Below are 21,510 nucleotides of genomic sequence, written 5' to 3' on the forward strand. Positions count from 1 at the left end.
AGCCGGGCGCATCCAGAGCCCGGCTGATGGGTTCAGCGCCCCCGGCGGGATTCGAACCCGCAACACAGGACTTAGGACGCCCTTGCTCTATCCGGTTGAGCTACGGGGGCATGGCCCTCTCTGGTTTTTATTATAACTCAATTCCTCACGTCGACGGTTCTCCAGGCGGACTCAGCGAGGCGATCCTGCGGGAGGCCCGGATCGCTAACCGAAGGAAGCGGCCACCCAGTCCCCGATCAGCCAGTAGCGGAAATCCTCCCCCCGGCTGCAGGCGATGGCTCCCACCACGCCATAGGCCAGAGCCCCCAGCGGGATCAGGCTCAGCAGGCAGGCGACCGGCATGAGGCAGATCCCGACGATGAGGGCAGCCAGGGTTAGACTGAGGAACCACGCTCCCGCCGCGGCCACCCCGGCGACCACCCAGGCGAGCAGCTGAAAGATCAGGGCCTGCAAGGCATGAAACGCCACATATCGCGATCGCTCCCGGTAGAACAGATAGATCAGGAAAGCGGCGATGGGGCCGCCGAGGGCGGTGGCCAGGTTCAGCAGGATGCTCAGATGGGCCAGCATCGCCCATTGTCGCTCCTCGGCGGAGAGGGCGGCTTCCGGAGCGGGAAGGGTGGGGTGCTCTTCCATCGCGACCTCCACAGAAATCAGCTCTTGGCGCTCTCTACACGGTTCCAGTGCGGAGGAGGACGAAAGCTTCCCACCCGAAAGTATGGTAGGAGAACCATGTCGCCTCCATCCCCGGATTGCCCGGCGAGGCGCGATCATCGACTATTATGGAGCTGGTCGGGAGAGATTGCATGCCCGCCTTCGCGCCCGTTGACGGTGCCTCCGTTGTTTTCTACAATGAGGATCCAGATCTCCCCAGGATGGCCGTCCCATGCGACATCCCGATCACCAGAGGGCAGGACAAGGACGCCGGGTTTGGTGGCTGGCCCCTCCAGCCCCGGAGGTGGTTCGGGCGGCTCTCAGGCGATGGCCGGCCTTGCTGCAGGATCTTCTCTACCATCGGGGGATCATGTCCGAGGAGGCGGCAGAACAGTTTCTGGCCCGCGACTGGTCTGCGGGGGATCCCTTCCGGCTGAAGGGGATGGAGCCGGCGTTGGAACGCCTGGAGCGGGCGATCGCCCGACAGGAGCCGATCGCGGTCTACGGCGACTATGATGTGGATGGCGTCACAGCTACTGTCATGCTCATCCAGGCCCTCCAGGCCCTCGGCGCCCGGGCCCGCCCTTACATTCCCCATCGGGAAACTGAGGGCTACGGCCTCAACGGCGAGGCGCTGAGAAGCCTGGCGGAAGAGGGGATCCGGGTGGTGATCACGGTGGACTGCGGGGCGCGAGCGGTGATGGAGGCCGCGCTGGCCCGCTCCCTGGGCCTTGACCTGATCGTGACGGACCACCACCTGCCCGGTGAGGTCCTCCCGGAGGCCATCCACATTAATCCCAAACAGCCGGATTGTCCGTATCCGTTCAAAGAGCTGGCAGGGGTGGGGGTGGCCTATAAGCTGGTGCAGGCCCTGAAGGCCCGCTACCCCCACGCTTCCTTTGAGCCGGAGGATTTCCTGGATCTGGTGGCCCTGGGGACCGTCGCGGATATCGTGCCCTTGCTGGGGGAAAATCGGGCGCTGGTGGCGCGCGGGCTGGAGCGGCTGCGAGCACCAGCGCGCGTCGGTTTACAGGCCCTCTATCAGGTCGCCAGCCTGGACGCCTCGCAGGTAGATCCCTGGGCGATTTCCTTTATTCTGGCCCCGCGTCTGAACGCGGCAGGGCGCCTGGAACATGCCCGGGCGGCTTACCGCCTGCTCATGACCCGGGACCCTGCGGAGGCCGCGGCCCTGGCGGAGGAGCTGGACCGTCAGAACCGGGAGCGCCAGGTCCTGACCCAGGCGACAGAGGAAGCCGCCCGCGCGATGGCGGTTCCGGAAGATCAGGTTCCATGGTTGATCTTCGCCGCCTCCGAGGATTTCCGCCCCGGGGTGGTCGGACTGGCAGCCGGACGGCTGGCGGAGTCGTTCTATCGTCCGGCGGTGGTGATCAGTCTGATGGGCGAGGAGGGGCGGGGATCCGCCCGCAGCATCCCGGAGTTTCATATCACCCAGGCGCTGGATGCCTGCGCCGATCTGCTGGTGCGCCACGGCGGGCACGCCGCGGCCGCCGGGTTCGTGGTGCGGCGGGAGAACCTGGAAAGGCTCCGGGAGCGCTTGCAGGAGCTGGCGGCCCGGGCGCTCAGCGCGCGGGAGCTCCAGCCGGCCACCATCGTGGAGGCCATCCTGCCCCTTCGGGAAGTCACCTGGCGTCTCCACGAGTGGCTCACACGGCTGGAACCCTACGGCTACGGCAACCCGGCTCCTCGCTTTCTCAGCCGTGGTGTGGCGGTCCGGTCTGTCCGCACGGTCGGCAATGGTGGTCAGCATCTGCGAATGGTGCTGACTGTTCCCGAGGGGGGGCCAGTTTGGGATGCGGTCGCGTTCCGTCAGGGGGATCGGGCGGCCGAGGTGAGACCGGGGATGCGACTGGATGTGGTCTTTGAGGTGCGGGCAGAGCGATGGAACGGCGAGCCCCGCCTGACGCTCCTGGTGGAGGATTTCGCTCCCTCCTCTGAGTCTGCGATGGTTCCTCTCCCATGGTCCGGCCTGGAGCATCGGGGATGAACCGACACGGGTTTTTGTTGGTGGGAGTGGCGCTCAGCGCGGTCCTGCTGGCCTGGACGCTGCATGGTTTGCATCTGGAGGAATGGACCCGGGCGCTCTCGGGGCTGAAGATCCCGTGGCTCCTGATCGGAGCCCTGTTTTATTTCGTTGCCGTTATCCTGCGGACCTGGCGATGGGGGATTCTGCTCCATAGCCTGCAATCCACCGGCTTCCGGGATCGCTTCATCGCGTTGACGATTGGATATATGGGGAACAATCTCTATCCGGCTCGCGCCGGGGAGTTGTTGCGGGCTTATGTGCTCCAGCGCCGGTGCGGCATCCGGGTGAGCACGGCCCTGGGAACCATTGTGGTCGAGCGCGTGCTGGATGGGCTGATGGTGGTGTTCCTGGCCCTGGTGGCGCTGCTCTTCTTTCCTCTTCCGGCCTCGTTGCGGTCGGCGGTGATGGCGGGAGGGGTGGTGTTCGGCGGAGCGCTCCTCATGTTGCTGGGGATGGCCCGGAACGCGGCGAAGCTCCACGATCTGCTGGAGCGGATCTCACGACACCGGCTGGGCCTCCGCATGGAACGGGCGATGGCCTTCCTTTCCCGTTTCCTGGACGGCCTGACGGTTCTGCAGCGTCCTGCCCATGCGCTGGCTGTCGGAGGGCTCACGGCTCTGATCTGGCTGGCGGAGGCCGGGACCTACAGCCTGGTGATGCAGGCGTTTCCTTTCCGAGCCTCGTTCTTCTCCCTTCTGGTGATGACCGCGACGGTCAACCTGGCCACGGCGCTCCCATCGGCCCCGGGTTATGTAGGCACCTTCGAGGCACCGGGGATCGTCGTGCTCCGGGCGTTTGGGATCCCCGCTGGTGCGGCTTTTGCATACACACTGTTCCTCCACCTGGTTCTCTGGCTGCCCATCACGCTCCTCGGCCTTTTCCTGTTCCTGCGGGAAGGGCTCCGCGGGATGGAGAAGCCTGCGGATGTTTCCACTTCCTCTTGAACTGGATGCCTTGGGATACCGACGCCATGTTCCGTTTTGGGATTTCGAGGATGGGGCCCCGGAGACGGCTTCCATCTCGAACGCTGAAGAAGGATCATCCGTGGGGGGACTCCTCCCCCGCCCCCTCCCCGCTTCGGGGAGGGGGGAAGAGAAGAAGCATACGGCCTACCGGATTCAGGAACGGCATCCGTTCGATATCCAGGTGAGGCTCTATCTTCGGCCTGGAGTGGGAGCGCTACGATGTCCCGTTACGTTCTCCGCCGTATCGCGGCGATGATCCCGGTGCTCTTCGGGATCCTGCTGGTGGTGTTCGTGATGGTCCGCCTCATCCCAGGGGACCCCTGTCTGGTGATGCTGGGGGAGCGGGCCACCAAAGCCCAGTGCGAGGCCTTCAAGGAGCGCTTCGGCCTCCATGATCCCCTTCCGGTTCAATTCGTTCGCTACACCATCCGGATCCTCCAGGGGGATCTGGGGACCTCCATCAGCACCGGGAGGCCGGTGGCGGTGATCCTGGCGGAGCGGCTTCCCATGACCATCGAGCTCACCATCGGAGCGATCCTGTTCGCCACCACCATAGGGATCACCCTGGGGATCCTCTCCGCCATCCATCAGAATTCCCCGGTGGACGTGATGACGATGGTGCTGGCCAACATCGGGGTCTCCATGCCGGTGTTCTGGCTGGGCCTGATGCTGGCCTATGTGTTCGCCCTGGTTTTTAAAGATACCCCGCTCTTTCTCCCACCCTCGGGACGCCTCTCGCCTGGGATCACGCTGCCGCCCCTGACCCGGGCATGGGGCCTGGAGGGGGTGGAGGGGTTTCCGCGGGTGGCGCTGATCTTCCTCTCGAATTCCGCGCTCTTCAACAGCCTGAGCACGGGGAACCTCGCTGCTTTCTGGGATGCCGTGCGCCATCTGATCCTCCCCTCCGTGGCGGTGGGGACGATCCCGCTGTCGATCATCGCCCGCATGACCCGCTCCAGCCTGCTGGAGGTCCTGGGGGAGGATTATATCCGGACGGCGCGGGCGAAGGGGTTGCGGGAACGGATCGTGCTGGCCCGGCACGCCATGCGGAACGCCATGATCCCCATCGTCACCGTGGTCGGCCTCCAGACCGGGAGCCTCCTCTCCGGAGCGGTGCTCACCGAGACGGTGTTCGCCCTGCCCGGGGTGGGAACCCAGCTCGTCTCGGCCATCCTGGCCCGGGACTATCCGGTCGTTCAGGGGTTCACCCTGGCGGTGGCGATCATGTTCGCTCTGGTGAACCTGATCGTGGACCTTTCGTATGCTTACCTGGATCCCCGGATCCGGCTGGAATAGCCGGCTGTTCCATGACATATAGGGACCTGCATCCAAGGCTCAGGAAGGATGGAAAGCGATGAGCGCGATCGCGCCTCCTCTGACGAGGGAGCTTTCTGTGCCCCGGCGCTCGCCGACCATGGAGGCCCTGCGCCGCCTGATCCGCCATCGATCCGCCCAGGTGGGCTTTTTCCTGCTGGGCCTGATGGTCTTCATGGCGATCTTCGCGGATGTCATCGCGCCCTACGATCCGATCAAGCCCCTGAAGGATGTGCAGCGCCGGGCGCCGCCGTGCATCCATCTGCTGGGTTGTCCGCGGGATCAACCCCAGCATCTTTTCGGGATCGACGGCAACAACCGGGATCTGTTCTCCCGGGTGATCTATGGCTCCCGGCTTTCGCTGCAGATCGGCTTTTCCACCATCACCTTCGCCATCATCGTGGGCGGGCTGCTGGGCGCTGTCGCGGGATATGCGGGGGGCTGGGTGGACAACGTCATCATGCGGGTGATGGACGTGATCCTGGCCTTCCCCAGCCTGCTGCTGGCCATCGCCATCGTCAGCGTGCTGGGGCCGGGGCTGATCAACGCCCTGCTGGCCATCGGCTTCGTCTCCATCCCGGTCTACGCCCGCATCGTCCGGGCGGCCGTCCTGGCCGTGAAGGAGCTGGATTACGTGATGGCCGCCCGGGCGGTGGGCGCTTCCCCGCTGCGGGTGCTGTTCGTTCATATCCTGCCGAACGCCCTGACCCCGCTGATCGTCCAGGGCACCCTGGGGATCGCCACCGCCATCCTGGATGCGGCGGCCCTTTCCTTCCTGGGGCTCGGCGCGGAGGTGCCGAAGCCGGAATGGGGGTTGATGCTGGGGGAAGAGCGAAATAGCGTCTTCAACGCCCCCCATCTGGTGTTTTTCCCGGGCCTGGCCATCATGCTGACGGTGCTGGCCTTCAACCTGCTGGGGGATGGCCTGCGCGATGCGCTGGACCCCCGGTTGAGCTATCGAGGGTATGAGAAGCGGATATAGGGTTCCAGCCCTCTGGACGGGCAGGCCTCGAGGGTGCCTGGAGGACGCAGGATATGGCGCTGGCCATTGCGGCGGGGCTCCTCCTGTCCATGGAAAAACATCCGACAGGGCCCGGGAAGGCTTGGCGGATTTCCCTAAGGAGACGTATAACTTCTTAGGAGTTACGCCGTCGACCGCTTCCTGGAGGCTTTTTAGGGGAAAGGGCCTTTTCACTTCCCGGAGCGGGAGCCCAACGGCGTAAGTCCCGCTTCTTGGAGGACCCTGGGATTGTGGATGATCCTGATCGGGGAGTTGTGAGGATATGGAGAAGCGGAATCCGGTTCGGATGGGCGCGGCGCAGATCCGACAGGCTTTCCTGGACTTTTTCGCGGCCCGGGGCCACACCATCGTCCCCAGCTCTTCCCTGGTGCCCGTGGGGGATCCCACCCTGCTTTTCACCAACGCGGGGATGAACCAGTTCAAGAACGTCTTCCTGGGCCTGGAGACCCGCCCCTACAAGCGGGCGGCCTCGGTCCAGAAGTGCATGCGGGTCTCGGGGAAGCACAACGACCTGGAGAACGTCGGCCCCAGCCCGCGTCATCATACTTTCTTTGAGATGCTGGGGAATTTCTCCTTCGGCGACTATTTCAAACGCGAAGCCATCCATTACGCTTTTGAGTGCCTGACGCAGGTCTACGGCCTGGATCCCGAGCGGCTGGTCTTCACGGTCCACCAGGACGACGATGAGGCTTACCGGGTCTGGGTGGAGGAAATCGGGGCCCCGCGGGAGCGGGTCTTCCGCATGGGGGATAAGACCAACTTCTGGATGATGGGGGACACCGGCCCCTGTGGGCCAACCTCCGAGATCCACTACGATTGGGGGCCGGAGTATTGCACCTGCGGCGATCCGAACTGCAGCGTGGCCCTGGATAACGGCTGCGACCGCTGGCTGGAGCTGTGGAACCTGGTGTTCATGCAATTCGATCAGAAGGCCGACGGGACCCGGGTGCCTCTGCCCCGACCGGGGGTCGATACGGGGATGGGGCTGGAGCGCCTGACGGCGGTGCTTCAGGGGGTGTTCTCCAACTACGAGACGGATCTCTTCGTCCCCATCATCGAGCGGACCCGGGAGATCCGTGGGCACACCCGCGCGGAGATGGAGGCCCACATTGTGGCCTACCGGGTGATCGCCGATCACACCCGCGCGGCCTCCTTCCTCATCGCCGATGGCGTCCTGCCGGGGAACGTCGGCCGCGGCTACGTGCTGCGGATGATCATCCGCCGCGCCGCCCGCTTCGGCCGCAAGATCGGGTTCGAGGAGCCTTTCATGGCCCGGGTGGCCGAAGCGGTGATCGAGATTATGGGCGGCCATTACCGCGAGCTGGTGGACCGCCGGGAGCATATCTTCCGCACCCTCACCCAGGAGGAGGAACGTTTCCTGCGCACCCTGGACCTGGGGCTCTCCCGCCTGGAGGAGGTGCTGGAAGCGGTGGCCGCCCGCGGCGAGCGGGTGGTGCCGGGGGAGGAGGCCTTCCGGCTTTACGACTCCTACGGGTTGCCCTTGGAGATCACCCGGGATGTGGCCCGGGAGCGGGGGTTCCTCGTGGACGAGGCGGGCTTTCAGCGGGCGATGGCCCAGCAGCGGGAGCGGGCCCGGGCCACCGAGCGCTTCGAGCTGGACACCGAGCAGCTCGCCCGCTATCGCCGGCTGCTGGCGATGCTCCAGGACAGGGGCTTGGTGGGCGACCAGGGGGTGGAATACGACCCTTACAGCGGGACGGAGCGTGAAACCACGGTGGCGGCCCTCCTGGTGAACGGCGAGCCCGTCCAGGTGGCCCGCCCGGGGGATCCGGTGGAAGTTGTGCTGCCCGCCACGTGCTTTTACGTGGAAAGCGGCGGCCAGGTGAGCGACATCGGCCATATCGCCCGTTATCCGGAGGGCGGCGGCGACCCGCTGTGGGAGATCGAGGTGGAGGATACCCGTCAGCCCATCCCCGGCCTCATTGTCCACGTCGGCCGGGTGAAATCTGGCCATCCCCGGGTGGGGGATCCGGCGTGGGCGGTGGTGGATTTCGAGCGCCGCTGGGACATCATGCGCAACCATACGGCCACCCACCTGCTCCACGCCGAGCTGCGCTCCCTGCTGGGCACCCATGTGGTTCAGGCCGGCTCCCTGGTGGCGCCGGATCGCCTGCGCTTCGACTTCACCCACGGGGCGCTCCTCAGCCAGGACGAGCTGGACGCGATCGTCTACGACATCAACACGGCCATCCTGATGGATTACCCGGTGAACGTCAGCTATGAGCCGTATTCGCAGGCGATCGCCAGCGGCGCGATGGCCCTGTTCGGCGAGAAATATGGGGAGATCGTCCGGGTGGTCCGCATCGGATGGCCCGACGAGCCGCCCATCAGCGCCGAGCTCTGCGGTGGAACCCATGTCTACAACACCTCCCAGATCGGTGCCTTCGTGGTGACCTATGAGGGCGGCGTGGGCTCCGGCGTCCGGCGCCTGGAGGCGGTCACCGGCCGGGAGGCGGTGCGCCTGATCCAGGACCGCATGCGCCGCCTCACCCATGCGGCCACCTACCTGGAGGTGCGGCCGGAGGAGGTGGACCGTAAGGTCCTGGACCTCCTGGACCGGATCCAGTTCCTGGAGAAGGAGCTCGCCCGGCTGCGCCGGGAGGTCGCCCGTCAGGAGTTCGAGGCGATGTTCCGCCAGGCCGAGCGGGTCGGAGAGATCACGGTGCTGGCGGCCCAGAGCCGGGTGGGGGATATCGAGCAGCTGCGGGAGATGACGGACTGGTTCCGCGAGCGGGTGCGGACCAACGGGGTGATCGTGCTGGCCTCGGTGATCGGCGGGCGGCCGAGCTTTGTGGCGGCCGTCACCCCGGATCTTGCCGAGCGGGGGCTGGATGCCGTGCGGGTGGTGCGGGCGGTGGCCCAGGTGGTGGGCGGCAGCGGCGGCGGCCGGCCTACCCTGGCCCAGGCCGGCGGCCGCGACGTGAGCAAGATCGGCGAGGCCCTCCACCAGGCCCCCCGCCTGGTCTCCGAATGGCTGAAGCGCTCGGCCGCTTCCTGAGCTTCCTTCTCTCCCTGCCCACCCAAACCGGGGAGGCCACCGCAGCCTCCCCGGTTTTCCCCTGGAGATCCTGCGGATCACCGCTGAATCAGCGGCAGGTAATCCCGATACACCTCCGGCACCACGCGGAGGATCACCGTCAGGTCCTGCTCCGCTCCCTCGATGGGGAGCGCCATCGGCACCCAGGGCGTCGCCCGCACCCGGACGGTCGCGGTATACACCCCGACGGGCTTCCCGGTCGGATCCGCTCGGAATCCGAGAGGCTGGCGGTAGGTCCCGGAGGAAACCTCTACGTCGAGCGGGAAATCCGGGCTGGAACTCCCCAGCACGGTCCACTGCAGAGGCTCCGGCGAGCGATTGCGAACCCAGAAGGCTCCGCGCAGGAGCGCCGGCGTATCGACGTCGGAGAGGAGCAGTTGGGGAGTGTTCCAGACGGGGCGGGCGGGCACCGGGTTCTTGGCCATGTTTCGGAGCGCTGTCTCCGCCGGACGTCCCCGGATATCGTAGAAGCCCATCTGGTCACAACTGCCCGGATTGTAGAACCCATAGTTGAACAGAAGCATCGTTCCCATCCAGGGCCAGTTCGCTTCCGCCCACTGATAGGCCTGAACCAGGTAATCCGCCTGCTGCTGCGGGGAGACCAGCTGCCAGAGCCGGCCGCTGAAGGAGGGATCATTCCGGCACTCCGGCCGTCCCACCTGCGCGGGATCCACCAGCCAGCCGAACTCCGTGGCCCAGATGGGCTTCTCCACCCCGAACTCGCCCACCATAATCTGGCGGATCACCTCGACGGTGCGGAAGCAGAAATCGTTCGGCCCGCACTCCGGAGATCCGGGGGCAGCCGTGGCGGGGGCCGCGAATCCATACGGATGAAAGCCCAGGGCATCGAAGCAATTCGCCGCGCCAGCCTGAAGCATCTCCCGCAGGAACTCTCGTTCATCCTGATAGTAGCCCGGACACCATCCCACGCCCGGCGCGCAGTAGCCCCTATGCCCGTTCCAGGTGAAGGGAACCCGACCCGTGGGCGCCAGGCCGGCGGAGACCACGATGGCGGTCGGATCGGCCCGCTTGATCCGACGGTAGGCTTCGCACAGAACGCGCGTGTAATCCGCCGCGTTGGGGGGCGCTGCCCAGCCGAAGGAGGCGTCCAGATTGGGCTCGTTGCCGATCTCCCAGGCCTCGATGAAATCCGCCTGGGCTCTGGCCGCGTTCTCCAGATCGTTCCCCCACCCGTTCAGATCCCCCAGCACATCCGCATGGACATCCACCCGGCGCAGGACCCGATAAGGGAGGCGGCTCCCCACGGGGCCAAAGACTTTCGTCCAGTCAAAACCCATTGCCCCAATGCCGGGGTCGGCGGCGGAGGTCGCGTTCACCCCGTAACCCAGATGAGGAACGGATTGGGCGTGGGCGTCCAATCGAAGGGAGGAAGAAACCACGGCCATTCCCACGCCGATCCCCACGAGCTGTATCCACAAAGACTTCCACCATCTTCTGGATCGGATCCGCATCGGCCAACCTCCTGAGTGGAGTATCTCGTGGGATCCCATCGGGAAGGATCCTCGCTCTCGAACCCCGATCCATTCACGGCATGGGATCGGCTACCGCTGCCACCAGTCCTTGCGGGAACGGGGATCCATGAAGACGTTGTTGTCCCGGATCCCCACATCGATCTGGGTCCCCCGCGCGCGGCCGAAGGGCTGGCCGCCCCGCAACGCCGGCAGCTGGCTCCGCCCCCATGCGTTCCACTGTCGGTAAAGCTGGAGCAGGGAGGGCTCCACACAGATGTTCGTGATATACACGGTGTATCCCTGCGCCGTGCTGTCCTCCGCCGTATATTTCAGCGTGATCTGGTTCTCGTCGGCATACAGGACGTGGGCATCGAACCCGCCTCCGATATCGTAGCCGCTGTCCGGAACGTAAAGGACCTCTCCGGGATGGACGGCAAGGCCCGCCACGCTGACCGGCGGCCACCCCGGCGGAGGCGGCAACGGCTGGTGGTTCTCCCAGTCCCACCCGTTGTTTTTATATACGTTCAGGAAAACCGGGATCCGATGATCCCCGAAAAGGAAGCGAAACTGGGGCGCGCGGTCGTCGGACCCCCCCACATAGTCCACGAGCCCTTTATACTCGTTGACCGTCTGATAGCCCAGGAGAAGCAAGTTGTAATCCGGGTTATCGGCGACATTGGACGCAACGGGTGAGATAACGGGGAAGACCTCGTAAGAGGCGCCAGGGATGGGCTCACAAACACTGCGGGAAATCAGCGGAAGATAGACCCGATAGGTCGCCTGGGGACTGGGGGAGGTCGGGAGAGCCGGGGAGAGGGGAGGGGTGGGATTCCCCTCCGAAGCCCCGGCGAAGATCTGCGCCAGTCCAAGGACTACCGCCCCGATGGTTCCTGTGATCCACGGATGTTTCCCGGGCATTCGAACCTCCCGGTTCGAGATCGAACGGCTCGGTGAGCGTTTCGGAGGGGGAGAGCGCCTTCGGCGCTTGGTTCTGCGTTCAAGGCGTTAACGAACCTCCGCTTCCGGCTCCCAGGCAGCCATGGTCTGGGTGTTGCTCGAGGCCACGAAGAACGACCATGTGTAAGCCTGCCCGTTTACCGTGAGGGAGACGGTGTAGCGCGAGCCCGGGTTCAGGGGATCCCGCGGGATCAGAACCACGGCGTCCCGGCTGTCCAGGATGGCCCGGCCCAGGGACTCCTGCGCTGAATCCTTTGGGTTCCTGTAAGTGGTTTCATCGAATACGCAGTGCTCTACAGAGATTCCATCCCGCCACAGGGCGTGGCCGCTCACGCTGGGGGTCAGGGAGCCCGTCCCCAGAAGCAACAGGATGGGCAGGCCGGTGGGGGCGCTATAACCACATGAGGCCAGGGGATCCGGGTATTCCCCGACCTGGAAGGCGCGCAAAGGCGTGGTGCTTCCATCGCCGGGCCAGCGGATGGGGAAGGAGACGCCCACGACGCTGGATCCCCGGCCGCGGAGGATATCCAGGGCGGCTCCCATCTGCCATCCCCCATCCGCTTCCCGATACGCTCCATAGCCGACCCGGATCAGCTGAGGATCCAGCATGCCCACCGCATGGAAGGGGGCCTGCATCCATACGTCGATGGCATCGCTGTCCGGAGCGGTGGCACTAACGCTGACCATGACATTCGCATTCCGCCCGCACTCATCCCCTTCCGGGGTATACCACCGGTTCTGGGGATCCTCCCCATGCGTGATGATATCGTTTTTCACCATATATCGGGCGTGCTTCCAGCATCCATCGTTCCAGGCGGGCTCTTCGATCACCGGCGGCAGCCCGGCCATGGCGCGATAGGCATTCAGGCGGGAAAGCCACTCGGCGGGAAGAGACGTCGGCGCGCGGAGCACTAAGGGGAGGAAAACCCGATGGGTCAGCGCGCTCTCCGCAGCCTCCACGCGAGCTGCTGTCTCGACCGGAGCCATGGCGGAGAGACCATGGGCGTTCCCTCTATGAAGAAACAGCCCCAGCCACACCAGCCCCGCAATCCCCCATCCGATTCCCCACCGCCGGATCATCGTCTCCGACCTCGGGTTTGAAAAATGTTGGTTATGGCCATTTTACGAAGCGGGATGGGGATTGTCAATTCTGGGAAGGGGTTAACCAGGGCTTTTCGGAGGTAGGGGTGACGCCGGGGGCCTCCTCGGGAGGGCTTGACTTGAGGGAGGAGAGGCCATCTGGCCGCCTGGATCTGGATAGAGAAGCCCGGCTGTGCCCGTCCGATTCCGTGGGCCGGTGGGAGGCGCAAGCGCTGGCCTCCCGGGGGAACATCCCCGGACCGGCTGGTTAGGGATCTGGTCAAACCATCCGGGCCCCCAAATCGCTCATCGGGGGCCCGGGATGCTGGCGGAGGGGGTGGGATTCGAACCCACGAGGGGCAGAAACACCCCTACGCGCTCTCCAGGCGCGCGCCTTCGTCCACTCGGCCACCCCTCCGGGCATTCTAATTATACCAGATTCGGCGTTCGGAGGGGCAGGCGGGAACGCTCTATTCGCCCTGCAAATGGAGAAGCTGCTGGAGCGCCCGGCGCCCGAAATCCCCGCGGGGATCCAGGAGGATGGTCTGCTCCAGCAGGCGGCGGGCTTCTTCGCGCTGGCCCTTTGTGGCCAACACCATGCCCAGGCGGTAACGGACCGATGGCCGGTTCGGGTCCATTCGGAGGGCCTGGCGGAGGAGCCGCTCCGCTTCTTCCCACTCTCCGCGAAGGTAATGGGCCCATCCCATCCATTCGTAGCCTTCCACTCGCTGCGGGGCCCGTTGCAGGATCTCCCGGGCGGCCTCGATGCCTTTCCCGATCCAGACCTGATGGCCCAGATACAGGGTGGCCAGCATGATCCAGATCTCCACGTTCTCCCGATCCGCTTCCAGGGCCTGGCGGAGCCAGCGCTCGGCCGTCAGGAGATCCCCAGCCAGCATGGCGGCGCGCCCTCGCTCCAGCGCATAAAGGGGATCCGGATCCAGCTGGTAGGCGGCGGCGAATTGCCGCTGGGCTTCATGGTATTGCCCGTGCTCCAGAAGATAAAGGCCCCGGAAATAGTGCACTTCAGGGGGAATCGCGGAGCCCGGGCTGGCCCGCTGGAGCCATACCGTTCCATCCAGCCCCAGGCGCCCCAGGGCGTAACCGAGGGCGGCCATCGCCACGGGATCCTCCGGGTGCTTCTGGACCCAGCGGTCCAGGGCCAGTCGGGCTTCTCCCCAGTATCGCGCCCCCAGCAGCGCAAAGCCCCATCGGCGCAGGGTTTGATCCCGCGAGCTCTCCGCGCATGAGCGGTGCAGGGCGCATGGCGCGGGCAGGAGGTCAGCCCAATCTTTCCACGGGGAGGGAAGGAGGATCAGGAGGATCCGGGCCGCTTCCGGATCGTGGATCCCCTCCAGGAGGCCCCATCGGAAGCGGATCTGTCGGTCATCGGGGTGATAGCGGGCTCCGGTTTCCCAGGCCCTCCGTGCGTCCTCTTCATCGCCGAGGGCCATAGCCGCCTCCGCCCAGCGCTGGAAGGCCTCTCGATCGGCGGGCGTGCGCAGCGCCCAATCCCGCCAGCGGGCGCGCGCCGGTTCCCATTCCCCGCGCAGCGTGGCGATCTCCGCCAGACCCCGGAGCGCCCATGGATCCCCAAGTTCCAGGGCGCGCCGCCAGGCTGCCTCTGCCTCCTCCAGCTCCCCCAGGGCTGTGTGCGCGCGGGCGACCCGATGCCAGACCGCCGGGTCCATCGGGCGCAGGGCCCGGGCGGCCTGATAGGCCTGCTGCGCCGAAAGACCCTGTCCCTCCGCCCAGAGCGCATCCCCCTCACGGATCCAGCGCGCCGCTGGGATCCCGGCGGGGTCCAGGGCGAGCAGCATGGAGAGCGCGATCAGCCCGCCGATCCGCAGGCCTCGCCGCATGGAAGATCCCGGCAGGCGCTGGCGAAACCATGTCCAGAGAATGCGGGTGGAATTAAAATTGAAGCAATCGCGAAGGGCGACCCGGAGGCCGCCCATGCGGTCCGAACGTTTCTCCAGGCTGGCATCCTCTCCGGGGAATGGAACCATGGCGCTACGGGTGGCCATTGTGGGGGCCGGCGCGGCCGGCCTGGCGGCGGCTTATGATCTGACTCGCGCAGGAGCCCGGGTGGTCGTCTATGAGGCGGCATCCCAGGCCGGCGGGCTGGCCTCCGGCTTCAAAGCGGAAGGCTGGTCCTGGTCTCTGGAGCGATTCTACCATCACTGGTTCGCCTCCGATACGGAGATCCTTCGCCTGATCCGGGAGCTGGGCCTGAGCCATCGGGTGCGGTTCCCCCGCCCGATCACGGCGGTCTGGTATCAGGAGCGACCCTATCCCTTTGACAGTCCCCTGGCAGTCCTTCGTTTCCCCGGCCTTTCCCTGATGGAGAAGCTCCGGATGGGCCTGGTGATCGCCTATCTCCGCCTGACCCCGCGCTGGGAGCCGCTGGAGCGGGTGACCGCTCATGAGTGGCTTCCCCGCTATATGGGACGGCGGGCTTATGAGCGGATCTGGCAGCCGCTCCTGGAGGGGAAGTTCGGGGATGCCTACCCGGAGATCAACATGGCCTGGTTCTGGGCGCGTATCCATAAGCGCAGCCCGCGCCTGGGGACCTTCGAAGGGGGCTTCCAGGCGTTTTTCGATCTCCTGGTGGAACAGATCCGCCGCCAGGGCGGCGAGGTCCGTCTGTCAACCCCGGTGTTCCGGCTGGAACCGGCGGAGGGAGGGTGGAACGTGGAGGCGGCGGACGGCTCCGCGCTTTACGATGCCGTGATGGTCACCACCTCCCCGCGCCTGCTGGCCCGGCTGGTTCCGGCGCTGCCGGCTTCTTATGTGGGCCAGCTGCTGGCCCTGCGGTCCCTGGGAGCGGTGGTCCTGATCCTGGCCCTGGATCGCCCGCTCACCCGCGGGGTTTACTGGATCAATCTGCCGAAGCGGGCCGGATTCCCCTTCCTGGCCCTGGTGGAGCATACGAACTATGTTCCGGCGGAGCACTACGGCGGGGAACATCTGGTCTATTGCGGGGATTACCTTCCGCCGGATCATCCGTATTTTTCCATGTCACCGGAGGAGCTCCTGCGGATATTCCTGCCGGCGCTCCCGCGCTTTAACCCATCCTTCCGGCCGGAGTGGGTCCGTCGCTGCTGGGTCTTCCGGGAGCCCTACGCCCAGCCGGTGGTTCCGGTGAACTACTCCCGGATGATCCCGGATCTGCGCACGCCCCTGGTCGGCCTGTATTTCGCCAGCATGAGCCAGGTGTATCCGTGGGATCGGGGGACGAACTATGCGGTGGAGATGGGCCGGCGCACGGCCCGTCTGATCCTGGAAGATTGGGCCCGGGGCCGCCTGAAGTTGCGAATGCCGGTAGGGGTCGCGCCGGTTGGGGCTTCGATCGATGCGGAGGGGTTCCATGGCGGATGAGGAGCTTCTGTCCATCCTGGCCGCCCAGCCCTTGTTCCGCCGGCTGGATCCTGAAGAGCTGGCCCGGGTGGCGGCGCGGGTGAAGGGGAGAACCCTCGCCCCGGGTGAGGAGCTGTTCATTGAAGGCAAGACGTTCCCCGCCTATTTCATCCTCCGCTCCGGCCGCCTGGCCCTGCTGCGCATCGACGCGGATGGCGTCGAGCGTTTGATCCGTCACCTTCAGCCCGGGGAAGGGATCGGCGTTCACGCCCTTTTCTTAAACGATCCGCGGGATGTGACCGCCATGGCCATCACGCGGGTGGAGGGCTGGCTGCTGGAGAAATCGGAGTTCGACGCCCTGCTGGCCGAGCATCCGGATCTGATTCATCGCCTGGAATTGCCCCCGGATGTGGAGGCGCGCCTGCGGGCGCCCCGTTTTCCGTGGCTGGAGCCGGAGGAGCAGGTGCTTGCGGCCATCCATCGGCACTGGTTCAGCGTGATCCCGGTCCTCCTTCCACCTCTGGTGCTCCTCCTGGTGTTCATCGTGCTGACCACCTTCCTGGCGGCGGAACTGGGCTGGTGGCCGGCGCTTTTCCTCAACGCGATCCCCCTGATCCTCCTGGGCGCGCAGGTCTGGAACTGGTGGGACGATCAATATATCCTCACCACGCGGCGGATCGTTCACATCGAACGGGAGCGCTGGCTGTATGTGTTTCCCGGTCCGGAAACCCGACAGGATATGCCACTGGACCAGATCCAGGAGGTCCAGATCCTGCGGCGCACCCCGCTGGCCAGCCCGTATCTGTTCGATTTCGGGGATATCGAGGTGGAAGCGTTCAGCGGGCGGGTCGCCTTCTCGAACCTGCCCCAACCGGATGGGATCCGCCGCCTGATCTATGAGCAGATCGACCGTCTGCGGGCGCTGCAGCAGGCGCGCCAGCGCTACCGTCTGCAACAGGAGTTGCGCCATCGCCTGGGGCTGGCCCCGACTCCTCCGGAGGCCGCCCCCGCTTTGTCGACTCCTGCTCCCCCGGGTTGGGTGGAGCGGATCGGGCTCATCCTCCGAGCAGTGGCCCACTATCTGTTCCCGCCCCTTCGGGAGACGGCGGGCGATCGGGTGATTTACCGGAAGCACTGGGTGGCCCTGTTTCGTTCCATCGGGCTGGGGCCGCCGATGGCGCTGGGGCTGTGGGTCCTGGGATGGGTGCTGCATGCCCACCATGTCTGGCCGATCGATCGAATCGAGCCGGGGATCCGCTGGGGGGGGTTGATTCTCAGCGGGATGCTGCTGGGGATCTGGTGGTGGTGGCGCTATGAGAACTGGCGGAACGACGAATACATCCTGACCCCCACTCAGCTGATCCTGTCCCAGCGTCTGCCGATGTTGATGCGGGAGGAAACCCAGACGGCCAACCTGGCGCGCATTCAGAGCGTGGAGTATACGATCCCATCGATCCTGGCCCGTTTGCTCAATTACGGCCATGTCGTGGTGCGCGTCCCGGGCGGGGATTTCTACCTGCAGTATGTCGGGAGCCCCCGACAGGTGCAGCAGGAGATCACCCGGCGGATGGAGGCTTACCGCCGTCGTCTGCAGGAGGAGGAAGCCGCGCGGCAGCGCCGAAACGTCGTGGATACCATCGCCGCTTACGATCGCCTCCGTTTCGGCCCGCCCGGGGTGGGAGGAGGTCATGGGGCTTTGCCCGGCGCCCAAGGCGGGCCACACTTCAGGTCGTGAAGCGATTGGAGGCGGCAGGAAGGGGCTTCCGCCCCGGCCTTTCGTCGCTGCGGAAGCGGCTTCTCGGGCGATCCCCATGCCTCCAACCGGATGGGATGGCGAAGAAGGGGAGGATGGTTGTTCATCCCGCAACATCTCGGTCGACCCTCTTCAGGAGGAGACCCGATGAGCATTTTCGACCTGTTCTGGATCTTCCTGATTTTCAGCACTATGTTCCCCGCTATGCAGCGTCGGCTTCTCGAGGAGGCCCGCGCGCGGCTGATCCGCCAGATCGAGCGCCGGCGCGGCACGCGCCTGATCACGATGATCCATCGTCAGGAGACCATCGGGTTCTTCGGGCTTCCCCTCTCCCGTTACATTGATATTGAGGATTCCGAACAGATCCTCCGGGCGATCCGGCTGACCCCGCCGGATATGCCCATCGATCTGATCCTCCACACCCCGGGCGGCCTGGTTCTGGCCGCCGAGCAGATCGCCCAGGCGCTGGTCCGTCATCCGTCGAGGGTGACCGTGTTCATCCCTCACTATGCGATGTCCGGTGGGACATTGATCGCGCTGGCTGCTGATGAGATCGTGATGGATGAGAATGCCGTGCTGGGCCCGGTGGACCCCCAGCTGGGTCAGTATCCGGCGGCTTCGATCCTGAAGGTGGTGGAGACCAAGCCGCTGGCGAACATTGAGGATCATACCCTCATCCTGGCGGACATCGCCCGCAAGGCGATGGAGCAGGTGCGTTCGACGGTGGTCGAGCTGCTCACCGCCAATGGGATGGATGCGGAGCGGGCCGCGGTGATCGCGGAAGCCCTGAGCAGCGGACGCTGGACGCATGATTATCCGATCTCGGTTCGGGAAGCTCAGGCCATGGGGTTGCCGGTTCGGGTTGGATTGCCCGAGGAGATCTACCATCTGATGGAGATGTTCCCGCAAGCCACCCCGCGGCGACCTTCGGTGGAATACATCCCGGTGCCCTATCGCCACGAGGGCCCTGCTCCTCGATCGCGTTAAGTGGACGTCGGAGGCCCATTGAACCCTGGTCAGGGGAGGGGCGGCCTCCCACGAGGGCATCCACGGCGCGGGGAGGCTGCCGGCGTCATCCCTCCGCTCCGCTCATTCGTTCGCGACCGAAGGGGCCGAACGGTGTTCGCAGGGGCCGATGTTATACTTGATAGATGTGGAGGGAGTGATGGCGCGGAGGGCCGCCGTTGCTCCAGCGTCCTCCGGGCGCGTCAGGCATTCGCTCGATCGAGGCGACCTGAATGACCCTGGTCCTGCTGATCCGACACGCGGCGAACGATTCCATGGGCCGGTGGCTGGCCGGGTGGACACCGGGGGTGCATCTGAACGAGGAGGGGCGTCGTCAGGCGGAGGCGCTGGCGGAGCGCCTGGGCTCCCTGCCCATCCGGGCGATTTACAGCAGCCCCCTCGAACGTGCGGTGGAGACGGCCGAGCCGCTGGCTCGCCGGAAAGGGCTGCAAATCCAGATCATGCCGGAACTGGGGGAAGTGCGCTACGGACAGTGGACCGGGAAGTCGCTGAAGCGGTTGCGACGTCAGAAGGCCTGGCAGCGCCTGGTGAGCGTGATCAGCCGGGCCCGTTTTCAGGACGGCGAGGCGATGGTCGATCTGGTGGCCCGGGCGATCAAGGCGGTGGAGACCATCGTCAGTCGCCACCCGCGGGACGTGGTGGCCCTCTTCACCCATGCCGATCTGATCCGCGCGGTGACCGCCTATTATCTGGGGATGCCCCTGGATCTTTACCATCGGCTGATGATCGCGCCCGCCTCTGTGACGGTTTTCTGGCTGGCGGAGGGGCCGCCGCTGCTCCTGCGGCTGAACGATACGGGCCCGCTGCGCTGGCCTCTGGAGGATCTGGCGCATCTCTCCAGGCGACGAAAGCGCTGAAGCCGTATCCGGTTTTCCCGGCAACGGTTTCCGGTCATCACCCGTGAGAACAGGACGGAGATGCCTCGATTGATTTATGATCTGCGGCCAGTCGATCGGATCACGGCGGACGCGGTGGGCGAGCCAGGGCGGCGGACGTTTTATATCCAGGCCCGTCAGGAGGATATCCTGGTCACCATCCTCTGCGAGAAGGAGCAGGTGCGGGCCCTGGCCCATTCCCTGGAGGAGCTCCTGGAGGAGATCAACGAGAAATACCCGCGTCCTCTGGGGCGGGAGCCCGATGAATCCGAGCTCCAGCTGGAAGAGCCCCTGGAGCCCCTGTTCCGGGCCGGGCGCATGGGGCTGGGCTATGAGCCCCGGGAGGACTGGGTGGTCCTGGTGATCCAGGAGCTGGCGGAAGAGGATCAGGACCCGGATCGGCTGCGGGTGGTCCGTTTCTGGGCGACCCGGGAGCAAATGCATGCCCTCAGCCGCCACAGCGCGGATGTGGTCGCCCGGGGCCGACCCCTCTGCCCTCTGTGCGGCCGCCCCATGGATCCCGAAGGGCATATCTGCCCTCGCCGGAACGGCAAAGCGGTCGTGTTTTAGGGCGACGCCGCCGGTCCTTTCTGGAGGGTCCTGGAGGCCAGGCGGGGCGGCGAAGCGGCTCGCCTCGCTCTCTGAACCGGATGGACGTGCAACGGAATCATCCACGATGGGAACGGTTTCCCGCCGACCTCACGCCAGGGTTGCGCGGAGGATTCCCAATCCCCTGCCCCCGGAAACGCCGAAGGAAGCGGTCCTCCGCTGGCTTCAGGAAGGGGAGATCCAGCTCCTGGGTCTGGTCCCCTGGGGATCCAATGCGACCTTTCTCGTGGCTGTCGTCCATGAGGGGGTAACGGGGCTGGCGATCTATAAGCCCCAGCGGGGCGAAGAACCCCTGTGGGATTTCCCGCATGGCACGCTGTGGTATCGAGAAGTCGCCGCCTATGTGGTCAGCGAGGCCCTGGGATGGGGGCTGGTGCCCCCCACCGTGCTGCGACGCTCCGGCCCCTATGGTCCGGGGGCGCTCCAGCTTTACATCGAGGCCGATCTGGAGGAGAACTATTTCACCTTTCGGGACGATCCCGCGTTGCAGCCGGTTCTGATGCGGCTGGCGGTCTTCGACCTGATCACCAACAACGCAGATCGCAAGGCGGGCCATTGTCTGCGGGATCGCAATGGGCGGATCTGGGCGATCGACCATGGGATCTGTTTCCATGTGGAGCCCAAGCTGCGTACGGTGATCTGGGATTACCGGGGGCAGCCGATCCCGCAGGACATCCTTCATGAGGTTCAGGCGTTCTATCAGCGGCTGCGGGAGGATGAGGGGTTGCGCTGGGAGCTGGCCCGTCTGCTGAGCCCGGAGGAGATCGCCGCCCTGGAGGAACGAACCGCCGCCCTCCTCAAACACCCCGTTTTCCCCCACCCCGGGCCCTGGCGCTCCGTGCCGTGGCCGATGATTTAAGGGGGATCCGAAAAGCGGCCTGGCGGCCTGCGAAGGAGAGTGGTCCTATTTCTGTTCCAGCCTTCCCTTCAGCTGTTGCTGCAGGAATTGAAGCTCCGGGCTCTTGATCTCTTTCAGCCGATCGACCAGCTGCTTAAAATTTCGAAGCCTATTCGTAATCACCCGGTGCAGGTCCGCCTCCTGATCCGGCAAACCGAACTGCTGGACATCAATTTGATTTCGACGGGCCACCTCCAGTCTCGGGCAAAGGATCAGAATGAGATGCCCTCGCTCATCATCCCGAAGCACCCGGATGTTAAAGGCGCCTGCTTCTCCTGCCACCTGTGAACTCACCGAGCTCAGGCCCCGAAGATAGTGAGGCTGGAGGCTGTGTGGATCCTCGTCCATGATGGCGATCGCATTCTGTAAGCGTTGCAGGCGCCTGCATATATTTCCTTTGCCGCTATGGTGGAAGATCCGCATG

The 21,510-nt window shown here is 65.5% G+C and carries 17 protein-coding genes and 2 tRNA genes; 11 read left to right on the plus strand and 8 right to left on the minus strand.

The features are described from left to right. Nucleotides 1-36: 36 nt before the first annotated feature. Together VAE54_RS03130 and VAE54_RS03135 are read right to left on the minus strand one after the other, a co-directional pair. Nucleotides 37-110, minus strand: a tRNA-Arg gene (locus tag VAE54_RS03130). Between the two features lie 94 nt (nucleotides 111-204). Beyond that, entirely contained in the window at nucleotides 205-636 is a 432-nt protein-coding gene (locus VAE54_RS03135; protein WP_322800477.1) for a DUF4870 domain-containing protein, read from the minus strand. A gap of 250 nt (nucleotides 637-886) precedes the next feature. Here VAE54_RS03135 and recJ point away from each other — a divergent pair, with 250 nt between their 5' ends. The 5 genes from recJ (at nucleotide 887) to alaS (ending at nucleotide 9,017) form a co-directional block, all read left to right on the plus strand. Beyond that, on the plus strand, nucleotides 887-2,659 hold the full coding sequence (gene recJ, locus VAE54_RS03140) for a single-stranded-DNA-specific exonuclease RecJ (RefSeq protein ID WP_322800478.1): 1,773 nt from the start codon (nucleotides 887-889) through the stop codon (nucleotides 2,657-2,659). Continuing rightward, complete coding sequence (locus VAE54_RS03145; protein WP_322800479.1) at nucleotides 2,656-3,642, plus strand: lysylphosphatidylglycerol synthase transmembrane domain-containing protein; 987 nt, start codon at nucleotides 2,656-2,658, stop codon at nucleotides 3,640-3,642. The genes recJ and VAE54_RS03145 overlap by 4 nt, the downstream gene beginning before the upstream one ends. Nucleotides 3,643-3,882: 240 nt before the next feature. Then, entirely contained in the window at nucleotides 3,883-4,959 is a 1,077-nt protein-coding gene (locus VAE54_RS03150) for an ABC transporter permease (RefSeq protein ID WP_322800480.1), read from the plus strand. 58 nt (nucleotides 4,960-5,017) lie between these two features. Continuing rightward, entirely contained in the window at nucleotides 5,018-5,959 is a 942-nt protein-coding gene (locus VAE54_RS03155; RefSeq protein WP_322800481.1) for an ABC transporter permease, read from the plus strand. Nucleotides 5,960-6,260: 301 nt separating this feature from the next. After that, complete coding sequence (alaS, locus tag VAE54_RS03160; RefSeq protein WP_322800482.1) at nucleotides 6,261-9,017, plus strand: alanine--tRNA ligase; 2,757 nt, start codon at nucleotides 6,261-6,263, stop codon at nucleotides 9,015-9,017. A 77-nt stretch (nucleotides 9,018-9,094) separates the two neighbouring features. Here alaS and VAE54_RS03165 read toward each other — a convergent pair whose 3' ends face one another. The 5 genes from VAE54_RS03165 to VAE54_RS03185 form a co-directional block, all read right to left on the minus strand. Then, entirely contained in the window at nucleotides 9,095-10,528 is a 1,434-nt protein-coding gene (locus VAE54_RS03165; protein WP_322800483.1) for a hypothetical protein, read from the minus strand. A 90-nt stretch (nucleotides 10,529-10,618) separates the two neighbouring features. After that, a complete protein-coding gene (locus VAE54_RS03170) occupies nucleotides 10,619-11,446 on the minus strand; it encodes a hypothetical protein (RefSeq protein WP_322800484.1) in 828 nt (275 codons plus the stop codon). Nucleotides 11,447-11,533: 87 nt separating this feature from the next. Further along, entirely contained in the window at nucleotides 11,534-12,565 is a 1,032-nt protein-coding gene (locus tag VAE54_RS03175; protein WP_322800485.1) for a CAP domain-containing protein, read from the minus strand. A gap of 326 nt (nucleotides 12,566-12,891) precedes the next feature. Further along, nucleotides 12,892-12,983, minus strand: a tRNA-Ser gene (locus VAE54_RS03180). Nucleotides 12,984-13,035: 52 nt separating this feature from the next. Beyond that, entirely contained in the window at nucleotides 13,036-14,427 is a 1,392-nt protein-coding gene (locus VAE54_RS03185) for a tetratricopeptide repeat protein (protein ID WP_322800486.1), read from the minus strand. A 94-nt stretch (nucleotides 14,428-14,521) separates the two neighbouring features. On the opposite strand from VAE54_RS03185, the gene VAE54_RS03190 reads away from it, so the two are divergent. From VAE54_RS03190 to VAE54_RS03215, 6 genes are all read left to right on the plus strand, one after another. Then, the gene (locus tag VAE54_RS03190) at nucleotides 14,522-15,946 is read left to right on the plus strand and encodes an NAD(P)/FAD-dependent oxidoreductase (RefSeq protein WP_322800487.1); all 1,425 of its coding nucleotides are present in this window, start codon (nucleotides 14,522-14,524) and stop codon (nucleotides 15,944-15,946) included. Then, the gene (locus VAE54_RS03195; RefSeq protein WP_322800488.1) at nucleotides 15,936-17,660 is read left to right on the plus strand and encodes a cyclic nucleotide-binding domain-containing protein; all 1,725 of its coding nucleotides are present in this window, start codon (nucleotides 15,936-15,938) and stop codon (nucleotides 17,658-17,660) included. The genes VAE54_RS03190 and VAE54_RS03195 overlap by 11 nt, the downstream gene beginning before the upstream one ends. Before the next feature lie 165 nt (nucleotides 17,661-17,825). Then, on the plus strand, nucleotides 17,826-18,665 hold the full coding sequence (locus VAE54_RS03200; protein WP_322800489.1) for an SDH family Clp fold serine proteinase: 840 nt from the start codon (nucleotides 17,826-17,828) through the stop codon (nucleotides 18,663-18,665). Nucleotides 18,666-18,916: 251 nt separating this feature from the next. Continuing rightward, nucleotides 18,917-19,561 (plus strand): MSMEG_4193 family putative phosphomutase, encoded by a 645-nt coding sequence (locus VAE54_RS03205; RefSeq protein WP_322800490.1) that lies wholly within the window; start codon nucleotides 18,917-18,919, stop codon nucleotides 19,559-19,561. A 60-nt stretch (nucleotides 19,562-19,621) separates the two neighbouring features. After that, a complete protein-coding gene (locus tag VAE54_RS03210; RefSeq protein WP_322800491.1) occupies nucleotides 19,622-20,149 on the plus strand; it encodes a DUF3090 domain-containing protein in 528 nt (175 codons plus the stop codon). A 106-nt stretch (nucleotides 20,150-20,255) separates the two neighbouring features. After that, nucleotides 20,256-21,047 carry an SCO1664 family protein gene (locus VAE54_RS03215; protein ID WP_322800492.1) on the plus strand — a complete coding sequence of 264 codons (792 nt, stop codon included), beginning with the start codon at nucleotides 20,256-20,258 and terminating at the stop codon, nucleotides 21,045-21,047. 45 nt (nucleotides 21,048-21,092) lie between these two features. Here the strand turns inward: VAE54_RS03215 and VAE54_RS03220 are convergent, their stop codons facing one another. Beyond that, complete coding sequence (locus VAE54_RS03220) at nucleotides 21,093-21,368, minus strand: hypothetical protein (RefSeq protein WP_322800493.1); 276 nt, start codon at nucleotides 21,366-21,368, stop codon at nucleotides 21,093-21,095. Nucleotides 21,369-21,510 lie beyond the last annotated feature (142 nt).

It is taken from the genome of Thermoflexus sp., from assembly GCF_034432235.1.
Classification (GTDB): domain Bacteria; phylum Chloroflexota; class Anaerolineae; order Thermoflexales; family Thermoflexaceae; genus Thermoflexus.

Coding starts and splice junctions, on each gene's coding strand:
- VAE54_RS03135 (WP_322800477.1), bottom strand. CDS start 636: ATGGAAGAGCACCCCACCCTTCCCGCTCCGGAAGCCGCCCTCTCCGCC.
- recJ (WP_322800478.1), top strand. CDS start 887: ATGCGACATCCCGATCACCAGAGGGCAGGACAAGGACGCCGGGTTTGG.
- VAE54_RS03145 (WP_322800479.1), top strand. CDS start 2,656: ATGAACCGACACGGGTTTTTGTTGGTGGGAGTGGCGCTCAGCGCGGTC.
- VAE54_RS03150 (WP_322800480.1), top strand. CDS start 3,883: ATGTCCCGTTACGTTCTCCGCCGTATCGCGGCGATGATCCCGGTGCTC.
- VAE54_RS03155 (WP_322800481.1), top strand. CDS start 5,018: ATGAGCGCGATCGCGCCTCCTCTGACGAGGGAGCTTTCTGTGCCCCGG.
- alaS (WP_322800482.1), top strand. CDS start 6,261: ATGGAGAAGCGGAATCCGGTTCGGATGGGCGCGGCGCAGATCCGACAG.
- VAE54_RS03165 (WP_322800483.1), bottom strand. CDS start 10,528: ATGCGGATCCGATCCAGAAGATGGTGGAAGTCTTTGTGGATACAGCTC.
- VAE54_RS03170 (WP_322800484.1), bottom strand. CDS start 11,446: ATGCCCGGGAAACATCCGTGGATCACAGGAACCATCGGGGCGGTAGTC.
- VAE54_RS03175 (WP_322800485.1), bottom strand. CDS start 12,565: ATGATCCGGCGGTGGGGAATCGGATGGGGGATTGCGGGGCTGGTGTGG.
- VAE54_RS03185 (WP_322800486.1), bottom strand. CDS start 14,427: ATGCGGCGAGGCCTGCGGATCGGCGGGCTGATCGCGCTCTCCATGCTG.
- VAE54_RS03190 (WP_322800487.1), top strand. CDS start 14,522: ATGCGGTCCGAACGTTTCTCCAGGCTGGCATCCTCTCCGGGGAATGGA.
- VAE54_RS03195 (WP_322800488.1), top strand. CDS start 15,936: ATGGCGGATGAGGAGCTTCTGTCCATCCTGGCCGCCCAGCCCTTGTTC.
- VAE54_RS03200 (WP_322800489.1), top strand. CDS start 17,826: ATGAGCATTTTCGACCTGTTCTGGATCTTCCTGATTTTCAGCACTATG.
- VAE54_RS03205 (WP_322800490.1), top strand. CDS start 18,917: ATGACCCTGGTCCTGCTGATCCGACACGCGGCGAACGATTCCATGGGC.
- VAE54_RS03210 (WP_322800491.1), top strand. CDS start 19,622: ATGCCTCGATTGATTTATGATCTGCGGCCAGTCGATCGGATCACGGCG.
- VAE54_RS03215 (WP_322800492.1), top strand. CDS start 20,256: ATGGGAACGGTTTCCCGCCGACCTCACGCCAGGGTTGCGCGGAGGATT.